General features: G+C 49.8%; 34 protein-coding genes. 2 read left to right on the forward strand and 32 right to left on the reverse strand.

Annotated features, from left to right (window positions below):
* Positions 1-561, forward strand: coding sequence for a recombinase family protein (locus tag JUB14_RS01435; protein ID WP_207503833.1), 561 nt, complete (start codon positions 1-3; stop codon positions 559-561).
* A 369-nt stretch (positions 562-930) separates the two neighbouring features.
* Here the strand turns inward: JUB14_RS01435 and JUB14_RS01440 are convergent, their stop codons facing one another.
* Positions 931-1,302 carry a hypothetical protein gene (locus JUB14_RS01440; protein WP_207503835.1) on the reverse strand — a complete coding sequence of 124 codons (372 nt, stop codon included), beginning with the start codon at positions 1,300-1,302 and terminating at the stop codon, positions 931-933.
* Positions 1,303-1,830: 528 nt separating this feature from the next.
* Between JUB14_RS01440 and JUB14_RS01445 the strand changes: the two genes are divergently transcribed.
* On the forward strand, positions 1,831-2,415 hold the full coding sequence (locus JUB14_RS01445) for a DUF4468 domain-containing protein (protein ID WP_207503837.1): 585 nt from the start codon (positions 1,831-1,833) through the stop codon (positions 2,413-2,415).
* A 63-nt stretch (positions 2,416-2,478) separates the two neighbouring features.
* Here the strand turns inward: JUB14_RS01445 and JUB14_RS01450 are convergent, their stop codons facing one another.
* The 31 genes from JUB14_RS01450 to JUB14_RS01600 all read right to left on the reverse strand — a co-directional run bounded on the left by JUB14_RS01450 (position 2,479) and on the right by JUB14_RS01600 (position 19,757).
* The gene (locus tag JUB14_RS01450; protein ID WP_207503839.1) at positions 2,479-2,694 is read right to left on the reverse strand and encodes a hypothetical protein; all 216 of its coding nucleotides are present in this window, start codon (positions 2,692-2,694) and stop codon (positions 2,479-2,481) included.
* Positions 2,695-2,734: 40 nt separating this feature from the next.
* Positions 2,735-3,154 (reverse strand): hypothetical protein, encoded by a 420-nt coding sequence (locus tag JUB14_RS01455; protein WP_207503841.1) that lies wholly within the window; start codon positions 3,152-3,154, stop codon positions 2,735-2,737.
* Between the two features lie 136 nt (positions 3,155-3,290).
* On the reverse strand, positions 3,291-3,830 hold the full coding sequence (locus JUB14_RS01460; RefSeq protein ID WP_207503843.1) for a hypothetical protein: 540 nt from the start codon (positions 3,828-3,830) through the stop codon (positions 3,291-3,293).
* Between the two features lie 52 nt (positions 3,831-3,882).
* Positions 3,883-4,413: a hypothetical protein gene (locus JUB14_RS01465; RefSeq protein WP_207503844.1), complete on the reverse strand. Its 531-nt coding sequence runs from the start codon at positions 4,411-4,413 to the stop codon at positions 3,883-3,885.
* A 22-nt stretch (positions 4,414-4,435) separates the two neighbouring features.
* Positions 4,436-4,750 carry a hypothetical protein gene (locus tag JUB14_RS01470; RefSeq protein WP_207503846.1) on the reverse strand — a complete coding sequence of 105 codons (315 nt, stop codon included), beginning with the start codon at positions 4,748-4,750 and terminating at the stop codon, positions 4,436-4,438.
* A 54-nt stretch (positions 4,751-4,804) separates the two neighbouring features.
* On the reverse strand, positions 4,805-5,167 hold the full coding sequence (locus JUB14_RS01475) for a hypothetical protein (RefSeq protein WP_207503848.1): 363 nt from the start codon (positions 5,165-5,167) through the stop codon (positions 4,805-4,807).
* A gap of 61 nt (positions 5,168-5,228) precedes the next feature.
* Positions 5,229-5,726, reverse strand: a complete 498-nt coding sequence (locus tag JUB14_RS01480) for a pyrophosphohydrolase domain-containing protein (RefSeq protein ID WP_207503850.1) — start codon at positions 5,724-5,726, stop codon at positions 5,229-5,231.
* Positions 5,727-6,065: 339 nt separating this feature from the next.
* Complete coding sequence (thyX, locus tag JUB14_RS01485) at positions 6,066-6,713, reverse strand: FAD-dependent thymidylate synthase (protein ID WP_207503852.1); 648 nt, start codon at positions 6,711-6,713, stop codon at positions 6,066-6,068.
* An 83-nt stretch (positions 6,714-6,796) separates the two neighbouring features.
* Positions 6,797-7,372: a hypothetical protein gene (locus tag JUB14_RS01490; protein WP_207503855.1), complete on the reverse strand. Its 576-nt coding sequence runs from the start codon at positions 7,370-7,372 to the stop codon at positions 6,797-6,799.
* A gap of 10 nt (positions 7,373-7,382) precedes the next feature.
* On the reverse strand, positions 7,383-8,324 hold the full coding sequence (locus JUB14_RS01495) for a hypothetical protein (protein ID WP_207503857.1): 942 nt from the start codon (positions 8,322-8,324) through the stop codon (positions 7,383-7,385).
* A complete protein-coding gene (locus tag JUB14_RS01500; RefSeq protein WP_207503859.1) occupies positions 8,314-9,117 on the reverse strand; it encodes a hypothetical protein in 804 nt (267 codons plus the stop codon). Before JUB14_RS01500 ends, JUB14_RS01495 begins: the two co-directional genes overlap by 11 nt.
* The gene (locus JUB14_RS01505; RefSeq protein WP_207503861.1) at positions 9,110-9,424 is read right to left on the reverse strand and encodes a hypothetical protein; all 315 of its coding nucleotides are present in this window, start codon (positions 9,422-9,424) and stop codon (positions 9,110-9,112) included. Before JUB14_RS01505 ends, JUB14_RS01500 begins: the two co-directional genes overlap by 8 nt.
* The gene (locus JUB14_RS01510) at positions 9,421-9,693 is read right to left on the reverse strand and encodes a hypothetical protein (protein ID WP_207503863.1); all 273 of its coding nucleotides are present in this window, start codon (positions 9,691-9,693) and stop codon (positions 9,421-9,423) included. Before JUB14_RS01510 ends, JUB14_RS01505 begins: the two co-directional genes overlap by 4 nt.
* Before the next feature lie 24 nt (positions 9,694-9,717).
* Entirely contained in the window at positions 9,718-10,257 is a 540-nt protein-coding gene (locus JUB14_RS01515; RefSeq protein ID WP_207503865.1) for a hypothetical protein, read from the reverse strand.
* Complete coding sequence (locus JUB14_RS01520) at positions 10,254-10,628, reverse strand: hypothetical protein (RefSeq protein ID WP_207503867.1); 375 nt, start codon at positions 10,626-10,628, stop codon at positions 10,254-10,256. Before JUB14_RS01520 ends, JUB14_RS01515 begins: the two co-directional genes overlap by 4 nt.
* Positions 10,625-11,299: a hypothetical protein gene (locus JUB14_RS01525; protein ID WP_207503869.1), complete on the reverse strand. Its 675-nt coding sequence runs from the start codon at positions 11,297-11,299 to the stop codon at positions 10,625-10,627. Before JUB14_RS01525 ends, JUB14_RS01520 begins: the two co-directional genes overlap by 4 nt.
* On the reverse strand, positions 11,299-11,472 hold the full coding sequence (locus tag JUB14_RS01530) for a hypothetical protein (protein WP_207503872.1): 174 nt from the start codon (positions 11,470-11,472) through the stop codon (positions 11,299-11,301). Before JUB14_RS01530 ends, JUB14_RS01525 begins: the two co-directional genes overlap by 1 nt.
* Before the next feature lie 151 nt (positions 11,473-11,623).
* The gene (locus JUB14_RS01535; protein ID WP_207503873.1) at positions 11,624-11,833 is read right to left on the reverse strand and encodes a hypothetical protein; all 210 of its coding nucleotides are present in this window, start codon (positions 11,831-11,833) and stop codon (positions 11,624-11,626) included.
* Positions 11,834-11,844: 11 nt separating this feature from the next.
* A complete protein-coding gene (locus tag JUB14_RS01540; RefSeq protein ID WP_207503875.1) occupies positions 11,845-12,252 on the reverse strand; it encodes a hypothetical protein in 408 nt (135 codons plus the stop codon).
* Between the two features lie 74 nt (positions 12,253-12,326).
* Positions 12,327-13,034 carry a hypothetical protein gene (locus JUB14_RS01545; RefSeq protein ID WP_207503878.1) on the reverse strand — a complete coding sequence of 236 codons (708 nt, stop codon included), beginning with the start codon at positions 13,032-13,034 and terminating at the stop codon, positions 12,327-12,329.
* A gap of 44 nt (positions 13,035-13,078) precedes the next feature.
* Complete coding sequence (locus JUB14_RS01550; RefSeq protein ID WP_207503880.1) at positions 13,079-13,432, reverse strand: hypothetical protein; 354 nt, start codon at positions 13,430-13,432, stop codon at positions 13,079-13,081.
* 38 nt (positions 13,433-13,470) lie between these two features.
* Complete coding sequence (locus JUB14_RS01555; RefSeq protein WP_207503882.1) at positions 13,471-13,893, reverse strand: hypothetical protein; 423 nt, start codon at positions 13,891-13,893, stop codon at positions 13,471-13,473.
* Between the two features lie 49 nt (positions 13,894-13,942).
* Positions 13,943-16,882, reverse strand: a complete 2,940-nt coding sequence (locus tag JUB14_RS01560) for a primase-helicase family protein (RefSeq protein ID WP_207503884.1) — start codon at positions 16,880-16,882, stop codon at positions 13,943-13,945.
* Positions 16,883-17,012: 130 nt separating this feature from the next.
* Positions 17,013-17,468 carry a hypothetical protein gene (locus tag JUB14_RS01565; RefSeq protein WP_207503886.1) on the reverse strand — a complete coding sequence of 152 codons (456 nt, stop codon included), beginning with the start codon at positions 17,466-17,468 and terminating at the stop codon, positions 17,013-17,015.
* A complete protein-coding gene (locus tag JUB14_RS01570; protein WP_207503888.1) occupies positions 17,458-18,015 on the reverse strand; it encodes a hypothetical protein in 558 nt (185 codons plus the stop codon). The genes JUB14_RS01565 and JUB14_RS01570 overlap by 11 nt, the downstream gene beginning before the upstream one ends.
* Positions 18,005-18,307 (reverse strand): hypothetical protein, encoded by a 303-nt coding sequence (locus JUB14_RS01575; RefSeq protein ID WP_207503890.1) that lies wholly within the window; start codon positions 18,305-18,307, stop codon positions 18,005-18,007. The genes JUB14_RS01570 and JUB14_RS01575 overlap by 11 nt, the downstream gene beginning before the upstream one ends.
* A gap of 358 nt (positions 18,308-18,665) precedes the next feature.
* Entirely contained in the window at positions 18,666-18,923 is a 258-nt protein-coding gene (locus JUB14_RS01580; protein ID WP_207503892.1) for a hypothetical protein, read from the reverse strand.
* Positions 18,924-18,928: 5 nt separating this feature from the next.
* Positions 18,929-19,138 (reverse strand): hypothetical protein, encoded by a 210-nt coding sequence (locus JUB14_RS01585; protein ID WP_207503894.1) that lies wholly within the window; start codon positions 19,136-19,138, stop codon positions 18,929-18,931.
* Positions 19,131-19,301: a hypothetical protein gene (locus JUB14_RS01590; protein ID WP_207503896.1), complete on the reverse strand. Its 171-nt coding sequence runs from the start codon at positions 19,299-19,301 to the stop codon at positions 19,131-19,133. The genes JUB14_RS01585 and JUB14_RS01590 overlap by 8 nt, the downstream gene beginning before the upstream one ends.
* Positions 19,291-19,437 (reverse strand): hypothetical protein, encoded by a 147-nt coding sequence (locus JUB14_RS01595; RefSeq protein WP_207503898.1) that lies wholly within the window; start codon positions 19,435-19,437, stop codon positions 19,291-19,293. The genes JUB14_RS01590 and JUB14_RS01595 overlap by 11 nt, the downstream gene beginning before the upstream one ends.
* Positions 19,434-19,757, reverse strand: coding sequence for a hypothetical protein (locus JUB14_RS01600; protein ID WP_207503900.1), 324 nt, complete (start codon positions 19,755-19,757; stop codon positions 19,434-19,436). Before JUB14_RS01600 ends, JUB14_RS01595 begins: the two co-directional genes overlap by 4 nt.
* Between the last annotated feature and the right edge of the window lie 3 nt (positions 19,758-19,760).

Genomic DNA, 19,760 nt, shown 5'->3' on the forward strand with positions numbered 1-19,760 from the left:
ATGCTCATAGGATACGCCCGGGTCTCCACGCAGGACCAGAATCTCAACGCCCAGGAAGACCAGCTGCGTGCTGCCGGCTGCGAACGCATCTACACCGATAAGATCAGCGGTACCGTCTCCGACCGCTCCGGCCTCACCGAACTACGGAAGCAGCTCCGCCGCGGCGATACCCTGGTGGTATGGCGGCTCGACCGCCTGGGCCGCTCCCTCCGTGATCTGATTGAATGGGTCACCTACCTCGATGCCGAAGGCGTAGCCCTCCGCAGCCTGCACGAATCCATCGATACCAGTACAAGTACCGGCAAACTCGTCTTCCACCTCTTCGGCGCCCTGGCTGAGTTCGAACGCAACCTGATCCAGGAGCGGACCAACGCCGGCCTCGCTGCTGCCCGGGCGCGCGGCCGCAAAGGCGGACGTCCGGAGCAGCTCAAACCCGAACTACGGGAGCTGGCCATCCAGACCTACCACTCCAAGAAAAAAACGGTAAAGGAGATATGCGAGATGTTCGGGATCAGCAAGCCTACCCTCTACGCCTATGTTAAAGCGAAAGCAGAAGGATAGGTATAGTGGAGAGCAGATAAGGCCAGCCCACAAGCCATACTCTATGGTAGCTCTTAAAAGTTTGAATAGCTCTGTTAATAACGATAGTGTACCAATCACGTAGTCTCGCTGAGGGTAATTCTTATCTAATCGTTTCCGCTTTCGGATTCCTCTTGCCATGGTTAGTACAGTTTTTGTTAGTAAAATCTAACCAAGACTAATGCTCTGGATTTGTGCTACCAAGCAAGCATACCGATAATTTTGAATTGCGAGACATTTTTGTAAATAGTACGACACTTCCTTAATCTTGATGCGTAGGAGTATCATTTCCACCTCACAAGAAAAGCCCCGACCAATGGCCGGGGCTTTTCTTTATGTCCTCTATCAACTTTACTTAAGCAGTACTACTTGGTTGGTAGCTAACATATCCTTGAATTCTTGATTTGTCATGACAAATTCACAAGCAGGATCATGACCATTGTCATGGGTATACCAAGCATAATCAGTATCAAGTTCATCGCCTTCGCCTGAGCTGTAAATCAGCTGTCGGCTGTCTTTGATAAGGGCTGCACGACAGCTGTGTTTAAGGTAATAGACACGACATATGCTTTCTGCAGCTTTACATTTCGTACATTCATGCATAGGCCAATAATCAGTGGGATACTCCTTTTTTTCGAAGACACCTGTGAAATAGATATACCCTGAGCAAGATGACGTAAAGGGGCACGAGCGATTAAAAGTAGAATAGTAGTTTCTCTTCATAGAGTTTCATTTTTAACAAACCTATACATTTATAAAGGCCCTGTCAAGAGCTAAGCCGTTGATAATCAGATATAGGGCCTACTTTCATTTCGGAAGTGCAAAACACCGCAAAAAACGCAACAAGAAAGCCCCGACCACTGGCCGGGGCTTTCTTGTGATAAGGCTTGGGTCTTTCCATTAACCCGAAGCCTTACGGCTACTCTGACAAAAACTCGATTAAGAATTCTTTGGCTTCATCGTAAAGCCATTGAGCCAGATCGTCAAGAGTTATTTCAGTAATTTTTTTCGTCAGTTTCGTCAATATTCTGTTTCTACCGATCTTCCGCCAGACGCGCCTGAGCAATCTGCGAAGTTTCATTCCCCAAAATTCGGCATTAAGAATGATATATGATTAATAAGATCTGATTAAACCCTGACTTCGATACAACTCCGGATCATGTGAGTCCCCTCCCTACCGTTAAGTAAAATTATTTGTAGTCCAGCTGGGCGTCCGTTAGATTGACCCGCTCAATCCTTTACCACCACCGCATGAAAACTACTATACAAATACTCCTGGGACTACTCCTGATCGTATCCACCAGCTACGCCCAAACGTCTACGCGGATGCTGGCTGAGCTGGAAGGCAGATACCTGTTGGACGACAAGGGGAATGTTATCTTTGAACGTGTCGTCGAAGTACCTAGCTTATCCAAGGATGAAATCTATACCCGAGCGCTGGCCTATTTTATAGCCAAGTATAGTAGTGGTCCATCCCTCATAGTCTCACAGGATAAAGAGGAAGGTACCATCATTGGCAAAGGCAAGTATCCTGGGATAGTCTATATGCTCGATCCTGATCCCGTTCCCTTTGACGTCAACTATATGGTACAGATAGATACCAAAGAAGGCAGATCCCGAATCACAGTATCATTATCAAACTACGAACAGGCAGCTAATTACACTGGTGGCTACTCCCATGCACCAATAAAAGTGTCAAACTCCTATCCTGTCAATCCCAAAGGACGGTCTAAGCCCCGTATGTTACAGGCCTTTTATGATTCATATTTAGAGTCAATGATTATTGTCAATACTCTTGAAAAAGCCATCCGTGGAGCCCAATCCGGAGATTGGTAACCTAAAAACAAAGCCCCGACCATCGGCCGGGGCTTCTATTATCTGTACAGACAATAATACCTGCTACTCTTCTTCCTGCCAGTCCTCCTCCGATAGGTTCATGTCCAGCATCAGATCCGTCAACTCGCCCTCCATCCCGAATATCTTCAGATCCACCTCTTTCATCCAGTCATCCAGCGACAGCTCGCCCCGCTGTACCTTCTGTATCTTCTTTTCCAGCTTCCTATAAAAAGTCAGCTTCGTACGCAGCTGTACCAGTTTCTTCTGATTCTCGTCCATGGTAAGTTCTATGTTAGCCCAGATCGAAACGCATTCAGTATTAATCCTCCGAAGACGTATCCTTCTTACTCTTACGGCCTGGCTTACCCTTACTTGGTGCCGACTCCTTCTTATTTAATGCTTTAATCTCTTCCAGTCTTTTTACCTTATTAATCGCCCACATCGTATCCCGGACATTTTCAAGTCCTTTGATCAGGGTTTCAACTGATTCAATACTGCCAAACTTAAAATACACCACCTCACCTTTCACCTGGTCAATGTGCGTCGGGTACAAAATCTCCTCAGTATCCTCTGATTCCTCTGGATCACTCTTTTCTTTCTCCTTCGGTTTACTGGGATTATAATTAAGTACCAGTACGTCAAAAGGCTCGATCATGGATAAGACATCCACATCTTTGAAACCAAGTGAAACAATGGTACCTGTTTTATCTCCAATTGGCTGATTATGTTGAATAGGCATGGTAGTGGTTTTTTGGTTTTAGTACAGCTCCCAATATCGTAGATATTCCGGATTTATACCAGCAAAGCCCCGACCAATGCCGGGGCTTTCTTGCTACCAGTGCCACCCAAGTGGCACCGGTACCTGGTACAAAGGTTTACATAGTACTATCCGAAAAATACACCACACCCCGCTTATCCATCATCCTGAAAGCCAGCTTCTCTATTTCATTCATATCCTTATCCACCTCGATGAGTGGATGGAAAAAGCATTTGAATCCCTTATCCAGATAGTTGGTGTTTAGTTCTTCCCCGAACATACGAATGGTTTTCAGAGATGCTTCACAAAACAGGTCTTTGTTGGCAACCAGATGTTCGTAGCGTACGCCCGGCAATGTTTCGATTTCATCGTAGATACCCACATGCATCTGTGAACAGAAGCGAGTGTTGTACGCGGAGTTGGTCAGCATGGCATGTCTCATCACCCGAGCTTCTGGCGTTCTTTCTTCCGGATCGTTTCTTTCATTCCAGTCAGCGCTGAACTCCCATTCATCAGGGTTGGTGATATCGACGCTTCTGACTCCTACCACGTGCTGACCGTAGTTGCCCAGTACGTGATAGGTTTCACCAGATACCTTATGACGTACCAATACCGTAGCATCCAATTCGGATAAATCTTTTACATTATTCCATTTCATAGTTAAGTGCTTTTGAAGTTAATAGGATTATGATTTAATGGTACTCTGGTCATCATCTCGCTTGATAGTTCGTTTTTTCTAGAAAGTTCGGATCGTTATTAAGACTGAGAAGTAAGTTTTGACCAGCCTTAAATGCCTTTTCTTCCAGCTCCCGTATGTCTCCAACATGATTTGAAATGAAAATATTGATAGCCCCCACCATCGCTTTCACTGCCTCGTATTGAACTCGAGTTATAACCCCTTCGAAAATATAACTACCAGCTTGGAGACCTATGTACAAGTGTTCTGCGGCTTGCTCGTAGGATCCTCCGGGTATAGCTACAGACTGAAAAATTTTAACAATAGCTTTGTCTAATTCTTCTACCCGGTGCCTGCCGTCTATAGTAAGCCAGTACAAGCAGGTTCTAAACCTCACAAGCACAAATTCATTCTTGTCTAGAATATCCAGAGCGAGTTGCTGCTTTCGACCCAACCTAAGCAGAGTAAAACAATTGAAACATAAACCGTTTTTTGTTGGTCTAGCATCTTCGAGTCCGGGCCTATCACATCCTGGACAAGGGGCTGTACCTCTATACATTTTCATAGATTGACTAGTAGTTGATTAGTTAAAATAATGTATACTGGCCTCTATGATCCGTTGCTTCGAAAATGACCTGAGGGGTAGGGACCTTAATGATAAAGTCGGCAGGCATCGTCTTGCAGCGCCAGCAGCTTGCCTCGGGCAGGTAGCCGTTGAGATAGCTATTATGACTTAGGTTCTCCGTAAACTTTTTGCCATCAAGCAAAAAGTTGTCAAGGTTGACGTAAGTCAAGTAGTAGAGATGCTCTTGCTCAATAAGTAGAATCCTTTTGATAATGCCGGGACGGTGCCAATAATTAGCAAGGATCCAGTCGCCAACTTGCAGGTGAAGTGTCTCCATTATTCAGTCTTTTAGTACCCGCACCACGGTTCACCCGTGGTGCGGGGAGTTTATTTAGCCAGTGATATCGCGCTTAGGCTCATTCACCGGGATCTCCGGAAAGTCATCATCCGGTACGGCCGGTTCGCGAAGAGCTCGATACTGCTGAACGTAGCGATTCAGCTCGTCATAGAATTCCCTCCCGACTTCGGACAACTCTTGCTCCGTAGCCTCGATGGCCTTCCGGTAAATGGCCTGGCTGCTTGCAAGATCCAGTAGGGGATAGCCCTCGATGGTTACCGGTCTGACGCCGGCCAGCTGCTGTTGAAACGTCTTAAGCTTTTTCTCAACGTGATTGAATCGCTGAGCAATGGGGACCACATGATCCAGGAAGGTGACAGGGGTACTAAGCTCCTGCTGTAAAGTTTGATTGTCCATGAATAGGGGATTGATATGAGTTTGAGATAGTGCCACGGATTACCCGTGGCACCGTTAGGTTTTATCCTTCAATCTGCTGTTCGATGACTCCAGTACTGAGCACCCCCACCAGATTCGGGAGCGCGAAGCCCAGTGCCTTCATCACCTTACCGTCACCTGTCCGCTTTACGATATAATAGTCCCCCACCTGCTCATAGTACGCCTCCGTCCCCACATCGCGCAGCGAGGCAATGGTTTGCTCGGCATGCTCCACACTGGTACAGGCTTTCGTCATGTTGGAACGGTGGATAGCTTCCAGAATGGCATCCTTATATGGATGCAACCCGCAGTTAAGAAAGAACCCATCCAGCACGTACTGGATGTCGCCCAACGCATCCGCCAATCCCACTAGGTCACCCTCTTCCACGGCGGTCTGCAGCTCCTTCAACTCTTCTATCATAAAATTCACGCGGAAGGAGACAGTCGCCTGATCAGGCAGGGTAGGAGCAGAAGCCACCGTATGGTTAAATACTTCATGAAACTCCTGTACTAAGCGGATTGAGTTAATAGATTGTGTCATGTCTGAAAAGTCAGTTTTGAAAGTGAGATATTTTATTTGATTCCCCGCACCACGATCACCCGTGGCACGAGAGGGTAAATAGTATTTAATTCGACTGAAACATTTTCCTGGCAGTATCACCATCTATCTTTTCTATCCGGACAGAGTGAATAAGGAAGCCTAGAAAGTAAATGCAGTAGGTGTAATCAACTAGGTACACATGTGCATTACCCTGCACGTACCAACCTCCAGATCCACGATAGACCTTCACCTTAATCAGCCGTGTCTTAGTATAGATGACAATAGGTGGTAACAGTGAACTCTTATTATGAACTTGTCCTTCTGAATTTACCTGCTCGCTCATAGGGCCAGGGCTTTTGCAATGTGGGGGAAGTTCGCCTCAAACACATCCCGGATGGCCAGCGCAATCTGCCGGTGTTCCAGCTGCGTGTGGGCATCACAGCGTATCTGCAGGTAGTGGATCCAGCTCCGGATACTCCCTTTCATATAGATACGGGTCTGCGTCGTGATCGGCAGTACAAACCGGGCGCACTCCTTCGCCACCTGCCGGTCTAGCATCTCGGTGTAGATGGTCTGCGAGAGCGCCATCAGCTCCTGCACACGCCCATCAAAGTACGCCTGGTCTTCCTCCGTCAGTACGTCGGCCGACGACTGGCGGTTCTTCTCCGCCTGGTACCGGAGCTGCATCGGCTCCATGTCATTCACCCGGGCGTACCGTTGCGAAAATTCCTGAAACGAGAAGGACCGATGGCGCAGGATCTGCTGAGCAATGCCCCGGCTCGTCACGATCTCCACCGTCATGTCCACCATCTCGAAAGGCGACCAGTGTTTGTTCTTGACCAGGTAGGCCAGCAGTTTATCAGAGGTTTCGGAGTTCAGCTGGTTGGACGGGTTACTCACCCGGGCGATGTACACAATCAGCTCCTCCGGAGAGAGCCCTTTTTCTTCAACAAATGATTGAGTCAGGGATACAAGTTTTACGTGCATGAATGTTATTATTTAATGGTTAAAGTCTATAAATAATTGGATGATACATAGCCGACTGTAGCTAGCTTTGGCTTATGGCATATCTAGAGCCAAACACCGGCGCTGTCGGGGGCGGTACGGATATCTCCTCCTTCAAAGCCTGCTGCAATCTCTTCGGGAATGTTTCCGTCAAAAGCCTTTCGTAGGTCGCCTACTGTATAGCCAACTACGCCTCCCGACTGTTGAATGAACAGGTCAATAGCAATTCGTATAGTGCAGATAAAATCATCCTTACCTTTTTTGCTCAACCCCCAGCTTTCGTAGTCATACTCGATTAGATCGTCCATGCGGCTACTCATGCTTTGCCTGTAGCAAGTGCGTCCATTTCCCATTTTGTAAGATTCGCCCTCATCCCAATTTTTACAATCCAACATATCATAAGGGTCCCATACTGCTATATCATCGGGGAAAAGATCGTCTAATACCGTTAGTAGACGCTCCCGATAGTCCTTACGCTTGGCTACCACCTTAGTAATCCATGTTTTAGCAAAGGCCTTGATTTCTAATGCTTTTTCTGGAGTCATAAAAGTTATAATTAAGTTTGCCTGCTCAGTCTCTTTGGAAATAATAGGCAGGAATATTGATTCAGTGCCACAGATCACCAGTGGCACAGGTAGCATGTTGATTCGGCTACTTCAGTTGCAGCCGCTGGCAGGCCGTAATGGCCAGGATCTCCGTCTTAGCCAGGTCAATCAGCGTCTTCACCGAATCGTTGATGGCATTCGCCTGACCGATATAGGCCTTATCCTGCTTCACCATCCGGATATTCTCCATCAGGATCTCTTTCAGCTCCGGTACCACCGAAAGCGTCTGCACAGCGGGTACCGAAGCCTCTTCGGTCGGCAGAGCCGGCGTCGTAGGCACTTCCGGCAGGACGATGGCCATGGGAGGCAGAGCCGGTTCGCGCCGCTCGGCCTCCGGGCTAGGTGGGGTCGGCTCCGGAGCAGCAGCTGCTTTCAGCTTCCGGGGAGTGCGGGTGGTTTGCTTGGTCTTTCGGGGCTTGGCGGGAGCCTTCTCTTTCCGAGACGTCGCCCTGGGCGTACGAGCGGCCTGTGCCTGGGTAGTCTTCGGACGGTCTGATTCTCCGAGGTTCATTTTCAAAGGGGGCGCCAGGGCTTCGGCCACGACGGCATCCGGATCTTGATTCGACTTCTTCATAGATTTTGATGGAATTGATTTCATTTTGCCCCGGTGGGCCACTCCCCAATCCAGATTACCTGTATCGGGCGTATCGACGAGCGCTTTCATATGAGTGGGGGTGTAGTGACCAGGTACGTATACCGTTCGGATCGGAGCCTCCTTGCGTCGGTCTGTGATCCCTTTCAGGGGACCTGGAATAGGGGCGCATGGGCCGGTTCCCCCTGGGGGCGGAACCACAAACTGATTCAGCAGCCCCGACGCATCCACCAGATCCACCGCAAACAGACGCTTACTCGTGTACAGCACAAACTGCTGATCTTTTACCAGGTAGCTCTCAATTTTATGGGCGCATCCATCCTGCTGACACAGGTAGCGTCGGCCGACCATAGCCTTGGCTCGGAGTTCCAGGTGCTGGGTTTGATCAGGATTCATCGTGATTAGAGGATTTTAAGAGACGGTTCAGTTTCAATTGTTCACGTTTCAGCTCGATCAGCTCCGGATGTTTCAGCATCTCCGGAATCAGCTCCGGATTCCTCTTGGTCGCCAGGGCATACGCCACGTAGCCATCCGAGTAGTTGAGTGAGCCGCTGTTTTGAATAATGGTGTCACAGCGCGCGCGGTTAAATGCACTTTGCATAATCGATTTGACCTGTTCAGGCGTTCGGATCAGCCCGAGCAAGCTCCGTTTCTTCCATACCGACTTTTTACTGAAAGTCCGCTTGTCGTCCGGAAACAGAGCGTTCAGAAGTTCGGCCAGTTCTACATCCCCTTTTTCGGCATAGTGCGCTTTCACAATGGCTTCCTGCTCGGGTGTCCAGGCAACGGCCGGTTCATTCCGGCGCAGCCCATGACGATAGAGGTGAGCGCGCAGCGTCGATGGTGGAATCTTCAGGGTGCGGGCCAGTTGCTCGTTGGACAGGTGCATATAGTTATTTCGGATGTAGGCCTTATCCTCCTGACTGAATAACGTTCGTACACCCGATCGGCTTTGCTTGGCTGCCGAAGGAGCAGGTCGCGCGCTAATTCCCAGTTTGAAGGCTTTCGTCGAGATACTTTGCACACTCCGACCAAGTACCTGTGACATCTGACGTCGGGATTCGCTCTTGTAGTTGGCCCGCAGGTAGTCCAGTTCCCAGTCTGACCATACTTTGAGCTTGGCAGTTTCATCCTGATTGTCCCTGGGCGAAAACCACCGGATCTGAAACTTTACAGCGCTTTCATCCATCACCTTTCACCTCCTTTCTATACTTAGGTTGTTTCATCGCTTCCCGGAGCCGTTCATGGATCGGACTCGTCGGGAGTATATCTATCTGATCATCGAGTATCCGACAAATTTCTATCGCTACCCGCTCCACCTGTGAGGGAGCGTTCGGATTAGGCGGACAGGAGGGACGGCGTGGTGCAGGAGATGCAGCCCGATCAGGGCGCGTCATCTGCCGGGTAGTCCACAAAACACCAAGGAAGAATCCTACCGCTAACCCTATGGTAACCAGGAACAGGGCTTCTCCGTAGTCAATGTAGCCTGGGCTCACCCTTCACCTCCTTCCCGTCTATGTAGTACCTGCCTGATCTTGCCCGCCTTAACCTGGTCTTTCCATAGTTGGCAGGCTACCGGGTAGGGGAGCAGGCTCCCCCGTTCCAGTACCGAGTAGTGCTCCGGCATAAAGCCCCGGTCGGACGAGGCGTACCCAATCCCCACCACCACAAACTCCCGGCTGCCATCGGCCGACATCCACCAGCTGTTCCGGTGGATCGTCAGATCCTTCACGGTAGCTTTCTCGTCTTGTACTAGCTCTGACATAGCTTTTACGATTAAGGTGAAGAACTAGTACCGGTGAGAAGTCCAGTGGATCAAACGGCCTTGCCAGATTCCAGGCTTGGGTAAGAACCATTGCTCAAATTGATCCAGGTTCTCGAATCCATCGTTTTTCGCAATCTCCTGCACATCCTCCTGGCTCCATATAAAGGGCTTCGTCGGTCCCCCAAATTGAAGCCGGATACGTGTATGCGCTTGCCGTTCCATCAGGACATTCTGCACACCCACGCAATCCATTTCAGAAAACTGCCAGTAGTGCTTCGACCGGTTGAACAGTACGGCGTGGATCGTCATACCTGGTTTCCATCGTCGGGTCTTGTCACCTCGGAATGTGTGTAGTTTAGGACGGGGAGCCTGTAACGTTAAGTCTGGACGGTAGGGGACATCTTTCTCTTTGAGGTCGATCATCCAGGAGAAGCGTGTCCCTTCCCCCCATTTAAGATATTCGTATTTATTACCATACTTTTCATTAGGCAGGCTGGCCATGATCTTCTCCACGAAGTAGTTCGGCTGGCCATCTTTGAAATGCGTACTGAATGGTAGTATCATAGCCCCTCACCTCCTTTCTTGGCTTTAATCTCGCGGGTGTCATAACTAAAATCCTCGTCTTCACTAATCAATTTTAGACTGATACCAGCGGTATATTGGCTGTCTTCAATCGCTGTATAACCTTCGCCAAACTGAGTCTTGATTGTGCCATCAAAGCGTAGGATCTTGACGTAGCCAAAGCCTTCAATAAATCCTTGACCGCTTCCCCCGCGCATAATGGCGTAAGCCAGGCTTTCTGCTATATCCTTTACTGAATCTGCTTTCCAAAATGACTTTGACCAATCCGAAAGAGCCTTTTCGTCCCAAACCGTCTCATCGATTATGATTTCATATTCGTCGGTTCGAATAACACTGACATTGAATGTCTTCATAGCTCCTCACCTCCTTTCTCATACGACTCATGGGCTACTACCCACACCCACTCGTTCCGCTCCCAGCTATCCGGACGTGTCTTCTGCCAGAAGGAGGAGAATGATTTAATTGGGTTGCAGATCACCAGCGGATCCGTATAGTGCAGGTACCCCAATCCACCTTCGGCATCGGCAATGCCTTCCGCCTTAGCATCTTTCTCAGATATATCCTGCACCCGCTGAACGGACAGTCCGGTGATCCGTTGCCAGATCCGGGCCAGCGCCAGCGGCATCGTATGGGCCGGATGCCAGCCGCCGTGCAGGCGGGCCAGGCGCTCGGCTTCCGCTTCAGTAGCGATATCCGCCCGGTACAGCGCCTTCTCCCTGACGTAAGTACCACCCAGCTGCTTCGGGCAAATCCACCGCTCCCGGATCCACAGCAGGTCACCCACTACACCCAGGGGACACTTCACCGTAATCATCCGGCCGCCGTCCCGGTCTTTCATCCAGGCGTACAAACCGTCGCCCGAGGTCGAAGGGTAGATGCCGTGGTTTTCCCAGCGGTCAGGCTCCATGTTTATGTTTTCCAGCTCCGAAAGGCAGCGGGTCTGGCTTTTGCGTCCTTCCCGGAGAGAAGGGATCAGCAGGGTGTCCACCGAAAGCGGACGGGTACGGGCAGTTTCGATCGTCATCAACATACAGGTGAGGGAATTGAGAGTTCTGGTAAATCGTTGTAGTAAATCCGGTTGATCGGGCTGAACGGATCCTTCGAGAGGTCAGCCAGGCGGTTCGCGCTGGCGTTATCCTGGGCATCTTCGTCGTACATCCGTTGGTGGGTAGCGCAGCGGGTCGAGCGACCGAGCACATTCGCGATGGCCGGGCGGTCGCAGTACAGGCATCTATCCCCGTACATCCCGCACCTCCTTTCGGCACAAGGCCATAGTTCTTCTTGTCTTTTTCATCTCTTTAAGTGGTTTGAATTGATTTACAGTCTTACAAATGGGTATTCAAAATTTTCAAAGGGGGGAAAGGGGGCGGTCCGAAATCGGATCCAGATCCGAGTGCCCGCAGTGCTCACAGGTTTTATCCTGCTTTGGGCCTTGCTGATGCGTACAGATCAGGCACTCCCAACCCCGTACCGGATAGGCTTCTACCTCTATGATCTCATCATCGTCATCATCATCGAAGGCCTCCCAGTCATCATCGTCGTAGGTATCTATGCTCATGGTTTCTAAGGTTATTGATCTTTATCCACCATAATCACCTCCTGATCATCGGCCGCCAGGAACAAGTTGCCGGTATTGATCGCTTCCACCGCGTTCAGCGCCAGGTACACCTGTTGCAGATCTTTGCACTCCAATAGCTTCCGGGCGAAGGTGTCGAGCACATTCTTACACGATACCAGTCGGGGGTAATCATCCCCCCAGCGCTGGATGGTATCCTGCCTGAGCTTATTCGTAATAGGTTTCAGCTGCGGGGCCATGGCCGGATCGATCCCGGCCAGCAGGATCACCGCCAGATCTGCCAGCATCAGGTTGGCTCCGTAAGCTTTCATTTTGGTGGCGCTCACCACGACAGGCACCTCCTTCTTCTGGGGAGCAAATGCGTGACTGGCAATTGCAACTTTACGTGGGTTCTTTTTCATTCCGTGATTTCAGTTATAGTTGGAGATTTGGTAGTGGCCAGCCCCAACACCTTCGGGGCTGGCCGGGTAATAGCTTAGAAGGGCAGATCGTCGTTGTCATTCTCCGACCAGGTGAGCGAAGCCGGCAGCGGATCCGCTACGGCTGGACGAGCCTGAGCCTGCGTAGTCGCTACCGGCGGAGCACTCTGTTTGCTCACGAAGTAGTTATCAATAATATCATAGGCAGTATTAGCCAATCCATTATCCACCACCGACAGCGCACCACCAAACCCGAACTTAGGTACGGTATATGGCTTACCTTCGTGCTCACGGGATTCAAACTCACTCACCAGGATCCACTCATCCTGCCAGCGTTTCCCAAATTTCTCAATGGTACCAAAGTTGAGCAGCTGAGCGCCTTTCAGTTTGATATTGATGATGACACCCTTGGTGCTCATCGCATAGATCGAGCGGGTAAACTTACCCCCCGATCCATTCACTACGTTTTTGATCTGGCTGTACAGTCCGGTAGCGATGGGGGAGTTATCGCGAAAGGATACGCGCAGGTTCTCAAAGCGCGTGTCTATCACTTCGTTGGAGTAGATGCCCAGCTTTTTGTCTTCGTTAAAGCCCGTAATACAGGTCATGAATTTCAGGGCCAGGAATTTGAAGGGAAGCTTCATAGGTACCTGTTCCGACGAGTCCTTATCGTAGTAGCAGAAGGCCGCTTTTTCAGAATTCCATTCGAGGTAGTACTGGGCGGGGTTGGCAACAACGCCCATAGTCTCATTGTGACGTGACATAAATAGGATTTTGATATAGTTGGTAAAAAGACTGGGATTTGATTTCAATGGACAGACTCAGGGATGACTTCGGCTTGGAGATACACACAAACCACATAGTGCTTACGGCCCGTAGGTACCGGTATGCCATCTACTAGTTCAGATTGAGGAACATAGCCCAATATGCGTCCTTGTGAATTTTTTAGGTGCTCCGGATTGTAGACATATCCTTTGACAGCACACCATGCCGACAGTTGCTGCATCAAACGTGGGATACTAATAGTCCCTTTGCCAACCAGGCAATAACTCTCCTTCAACTCGATAACGGGGAGTTTCTTATTCAATCGCTCCGGAGTGAAGTACGCTTCGGCCCAATCGACGAAGGTGACGTAAGGTGATGGATGTTCCTGATTCATCATGATTTACTTTAAGTGGTGATAGGATGGATGTACAGCGATCAGTCGAGTGGGTAATCCACTGTTACTAAGTCCCAAAAAGATTTTCGGGTTGTGAAGACAGGTATAGGTATATCCGGGCTGGTTTGGATGTAGGCGCAGATGGCAATAGTTGTTTCAGAGCGATCTTCGACTCTTGCACCACGGTAATAGCTTACATCTGGTATGTCCAAGGTGAAATATCCATCCCGGGTGTTAACTACCTCCTTCGGATTGTAGACATACCCTTTTGATTCAGCCCAACTTTTCAATCTTTCAATGAATGTTTTATAATCGATGGAGCCTTTACCAACCAGCTTATACGCTTCAATCGCATGCTGTATAGGTACGGCACAATTCAGGCGCTTCGCTTCGTGGGTAAAATAGCCTTCGGCCCAATCCTGAACAGAAGTGGGGAAGTCTTTGGGGAGTCTTGGCAATGGCATTGGCATAGGTATCAATGATTAAAGTGTTATAGAATTGATTTACATTCGATCAGAAGGGCAGGTCATCGGAGACCTCTTTCGTAATGGGGATGTTCTCATCCGTCTGGATGTAGATACACACCACACTCTCTTTGGTATTGGTATCGACCCACTCCCCACCCTGGAATTTCTTCTTGGGCAGCCAGTTCACAATCCGCTTATCCCCCGTATTGAGCGCATCGGGTGGGTTCAGGGTGTAGCCCTTGAAGTAGCACCAGTTGCGTAGCTTCTCGTTGAAGCCCTGCGAACTGAGGTTAGCCTGCCCCTCCCGCTTGTACGTCTCCAGCGCCATGTAGTGAGGTACCATGCGGTCCAGCCGCTTATTGGCTTCCGAGAAGTAGGCATCCGCCCAGGCGTGGAAGGTTTCACCCATGGCATTCTTGTACTGGTTCATCATCAGGCTTTCCATCGGCGGCTCCACCTGGCCATGCTGCATCCAGGCACGGCAGCAGTAGGCCGCCGTATTCAGAAACAGGTTCCACTCGGTTTCCGAAAACTCCCGGAACAGCGACTTGCCAAACTCCTGGATAGGCGTCCGCTCTTCGCGGTACTCCCCGTTGGGGTTTTTGTGGTAGTAGTCCGAGAAGGCCGTAAACCATAGCCGGCGGCGGGTCGTCTTATCATTCTTCTTGGGCGGGAAGTTCGAGGTAATGCACAGCTTAGGCGACTTCGAGAACGGGATCGTATACCCCTGGGTACCCTTCGGGTTTACTTTCAGCGGGCCGGTGATGACAGAATAGAAAAAATCGAAATTGAAGTACTTCGAAGCGTCGTCGATAAAGATCAGGTCGGTATGCTCACTGATATTTTCGTACAAGTGCGGGTTCATCGTCAGCTTGTCATTCCGGCCGTCGAAGTACTCGTTTTTCATCAGGTCATACAGCGACTGATAAAACATCGACTTACCGGTACCGCCATTGCTATCCTCCGAGTTCTCGATATTATAGTCCACCGACCACACACAAAGCGGATTGGCCGGGTCTTTGTAGCGGTGCAGCAGGTAGCCGTAGCTGATGAGCTTGCTGATCAGGTGCTGTTTCTGCTCCTGAATCTCTTCGTCCGATAGCAGCGGGCCATCAATGGACCAGCGGTGTTGCTGCAGGTACTCAAGTTTCTGCTGCGGGGAGAGCTGATCCAGTTGATCTTCCAGCTCCTTCCGCCAGAATACCCGGCTGGTATTGATCGCGAAGCGAAGAAACATACAATCGTAGCGGTGGATGGTGATGTCCCACTGGCCCCGGTCATTCCGGAATATCGTAAAAGGCGCCTCCTTCAACTCCACCTGGTGCGGAATGACCTCTTCCTCCCATACGTAGCGGTCACACTGGGCCGGCTTGCTGGTTTCGATCCCATCCTTGGTAATCTTCCAGATTTCGTTCGGGAAGAACATGTACTGATAGTCCCGGTCATGGTCATCGAATGGCAGACGGATCTCCCGGAGGTTGGCCAGCGACTTATCAGAAAAGTGGGGGCTGCGGTGAAAGGCATTTTTCAGATCTATATTGGCGTGGATCTGATCCAGAAAGCCTTTTACAAAACGGTTCACATGCTTGTATTCCAGCTTCTTGACAATATGGGCATCCACCTGAATCAGCACTTCCCCCGATTTTTCCGAGGGCATATCCATCAGACCGAATCCCATCCGGTACAGGAAGTTATAGATCAGCTCATTGTTGGGCTTGTAGTCAAATTGTAGCCGGCCGTATTTTTTAACAACCTTACCTTCCCGGTTACGTTTAATCTCTTCATCCCAGAACTTTAAGGGATAGGCTCTTTTCAGCAGGTTCTCAAAATCCCTGTCGTTGTAGTACCGGAAGTAATCTCGTATGTCCTTGCAGGCCTTTCCACGCAGATCACGACGGCGACGCAGTTCTTCAGGCAGATAAATAGTATGGATATCCAAATACTTAAGAGCGATTTTTAACGCCTCCCGCTTGCCGGTTTCATCGATGTCGGGCAGGTTATACAGCTTTTCAGCATACCCCATCAGGCGGCTAACCTGGTAGCCTTCCAGCGTTGCGGTTTCACCGTTGAGCCACACCACCGGATAGCCCAGAGCCGCCACATTCAGGGCATCCGAGCCACCGGTACAGAGCAATACCTCCGGCAACTTTTCTTCCCGCTTGACGGAAGTACCTTCGCCCTCTTCGTCGTCTTCGTCGTCTTTTTTCTTCTTCTGAAGGTCCTGCCATTTCTCTACCACCTGGCTAATGCCGAACATATAGTTTTCCGGCTTCTTCCCGGACGAGAAAAAACGGAACTGCGGGTCCCGCTCTTTGGGCTTATAGAACTTCTGCCACTGGCCCTCGTTGAACATCAGGATGGGGTAGATGTCCGTTGAGAAAAAAGTATGAACAGTGAGTACACCCGTGTTTTTGTCAGGACTCACGATTGAATAGCATTGAAGGCTATACAGATTATATTCTTTACATAGTTTAAGTGCTGCTTTATAGCCGGTTTCATCAGAGGGTTTCTCTTTTTTGGACGAGTCAGCACCTTTTTTGGAAAGGTAAGTCCATATGTTTTCAGCGAAAATGGACTTAAACTCATCGGTCGTCCAATCTTTTTCAACCCACTTAACTTCGCCTTCGGCTTCGTCTTCGTTCGCCGCGCGTCGCTCGTACCGGGCCTGGGCTTTTTTGAACTTCCGCTCTTCGGTTTCTATCTCAAAATCATCCGCGATGGCACGGAGCGCGTCGGCAAAGTCCAGCCCCCGCTCCTTCATGACAATATCAACGGCGTTCATGGCGCGGTCCCCCCCGCCAAAATCCTTCACCCACCACGTACCGTTATATTCACGAAGAGTACTAGATGGCGTTTTCTCGTCACGTATTGCAAACTTATGGTTCCGACTCCGGGTCGCTGGTTCTGCCTGGGGGTAGTATTTCAGGATGATATCCAGACCGCCGTTAGTCTGGAGGAATATGTCCTGGGGAGTTAGGGAAAACATACTAAGGGGGTCAAAACTGTGAAAAAAGAGGGTGTAATGTGTTTGCCCACATCGCGGGAGGCGCAAACTGCCACCGGTGCCAACGCGGTTGGCACGTCCGGGTCATATCAGTCAGTGATCAGGGAATTACTTAATTGACGGGGTTGCGTAGCTTCCTTCGGATCTGCCGGCAGTGCTCGTAGGCCTGGCGGACTTCCGCCTCCTTCATGCCTTTGCCTACCAGGTGGTGAAACAGCTCCGAAAGTGCCACCTCAAAATCAAAGAGGATCGTCACGATCTGGTCAATGTCCACCACCCGGAGTCCATAATGATGCGTCGAGCAGCACAGCGTGAATTTTGTAGGAGCCTGAGCCAGCAACCCCCTCAGGCATTGCTTCATATCATGCTGGCTCAACTCCGACACTTTCAGACAGGTCTGTTTCAGATCATTGCCGGTGATCATCCGTAGGGTGCCGCTCAGGCAGTCGGCTACCGATTTGATCCGGGCGACGTCGCAGTGGCTGAGTACCACCACACGCATCGCCTCCGGATTCAGGCTGGGCGTTGGCCGGCACTTGGGCCGTACCGGTGTAAACTTAGGCTTCATGCCCCACCTCCTTTCTGATCTGGATCCATCCGGCTTCTATCAATTCTTCTACCGAATAGCCCATGAATGGGACAGCATAGCCCTTTGACTTTAAGTAGTCATATGCTTCAAGAGTATAATAGCTACGGGCGATGAAAATGGCGTGGAATAAGCCTTCCTTATCGATATTTAGTAGTACCGAGTCTTCATTTTTGTAGGTATAGAATAGCTGAGCATACCTCTCCTTCACGAAGTCCTTCTTATACCTTATCTGAAAAGTGTCCCCTTGATGAGCACCATTCAAAATGTTGTATACGATAACAGCATCTTCGAGAGTGATATCTGAGAGTATTTTCAACTGCAATGCTGAGAACTCAATAAGGAATGAGTCTATGGTAGTCTTATTGCCCTCTTTGATGATCATGGAAGCACAATAGCCTCTTAGCATATGGGGAATTGCCGCCAGTTTGAACGGTGCATATCCATTATAGCAGACAATCTCCTGATCTATGCCCATATACTGAGCAAAGAACCGGGCTTTCAGATCCAGGGTTAGTTCAGGCTTCATGCCCCACCTCCTTTCCTATAATACGCGCAAAGCGACGGCGCGAGATCCGGTTGAAGGCTTCATCCCTGGCTTTTTCGATCACCGACTGTTTAGCCAGGTGCGCATCAAGGGAGAAGCCGGTTTCGAGGTATAATTCATGGGTGACGGTCTTCCATCGCCAGCCGTACCAGGCACGTACGCGGTACTGAAGTTGCAGGTAGTACAGGTCTTTGATATTCTGATCAAGACGAACCAACCGGAAGCGGGCCCGGCTGCTGGTCTGGCCAGTGGAGTAGATAAATGGTAAGATCATTGCGCCTCACCTCCTTTCTTAACAATATAGCCACACTTGGACAGTTCCCACGATAACTCCTTAGCGGAGAGCTGCTCTATAATTATGTGCTCCTCAATGGTTCTCCACCTATCACTAAGAAAACTTTGCTTCTTCAGTTTATAAAGCCCTTCTATGATAGGAGTGATTATAAACCGTACAGTTCGGCTTACATTTCCATTAGAATCTATATAAGGTATGATATAATCATAATCAACAGGAAAGTGAAGCTCCGACCAAGGTCGCATTAGATACGCCTTTATATCAAAATCTTTTGGTAGGTAAATGGATTTCCATTCACGTATTGAATTCTTTATGTTCAAATGACTTAACGTATCTTTCATAACCCCTCACCTCCCTTCTCCTGAGGCTCAGGAATCAGCGCATCAATCTGCACCTGAATGCTCAGGCTGATGTTCTGGTACACGTGGCATTCCGCCCCGTACATGTGGCGGACACTTTCGCGCTGTGACTTTTCAAAACCGGCTTTCGCCTTATCGTGGTAGTCATCTACCTTATTCTGGATAGCAGCAAGTGCATCCAGCTCACGCGGGAGGGTGTTCGTTTCCCAGGCGTGTATGATTTCGTGGATATTCATCGGACTTAATCGTTGAAGTGGAGGGTACGGGGACGGGTGACGTGTTTGAGCGACGTGATCTGATCTTCTATGACACCAATGGTAGATTGGGCCATCCATTTATCGAGATCCGACGAGAGTAACAGCTTATCGGTGGTATCGGCACTTTCCAGTGATACCACAATTTCCCCGCTTTCAAGGCGGGATATATCCAGTTTTAAAAGTTGCTCAGGCATGATTGAGGGATTGCAATAGCTTTTCGTACATGAGTTGATCGGCGCGTTGAGCTGCTTGGAGCTCCTGAAGGCTGGAAAGCGAGTTGCTCACCACCAGCTCCTTCATACGTAGCGTGCGGGCCTGCATCCGTTCCCGGATGGATTGCAGCGAGTCAGAATTCATCTCGTTCGGTGCCATCATCGTCCAGGACCAACGGAAATTGAATTTTGTACACGACCCATTTGGCCAGAGCCACAAATCCAACCAGGGCCAACCAGACCAGCAGGTCATCAAACCGGTGCAATGCAGTATCAATCATGCGCGTAGGAGGGGGGTAAGGTGGTATAGATTCAGTAAGTGTAAATCTGCTTGTTCACGAAGGGCAAATAGTTCCTGTACCAGGTTAGCCTCGGTAGGCAAACCGTTAAGGCATATACGCAGCCGGAACTGTCTCCATTCTTCCTTCTCATCAAAGTGCAGCCCGAAGTAGTTTGGGCCGAATAGCTGGCTCAGACGGCCTTCTCCGGAAGTAATGGCGTCAAAAATGCGGGAACGCTGGCGTAGGGTCAGAGAAGACCCGGCTTGCAGCTCCGTCAGCCAGTCATGGCTCACCGGAACCGGTGTAGGGTTAGTTTTCATTGT

The sequence above is a fragment of the Telluribacter humicola genome, assembly GCF_017355935.1.
Lineage (GTDB): Bacteria > Bacteroidota > Bacteroidia > Cytophagales > Spirosomataceae > Telluribacter > Telluribacter humicola.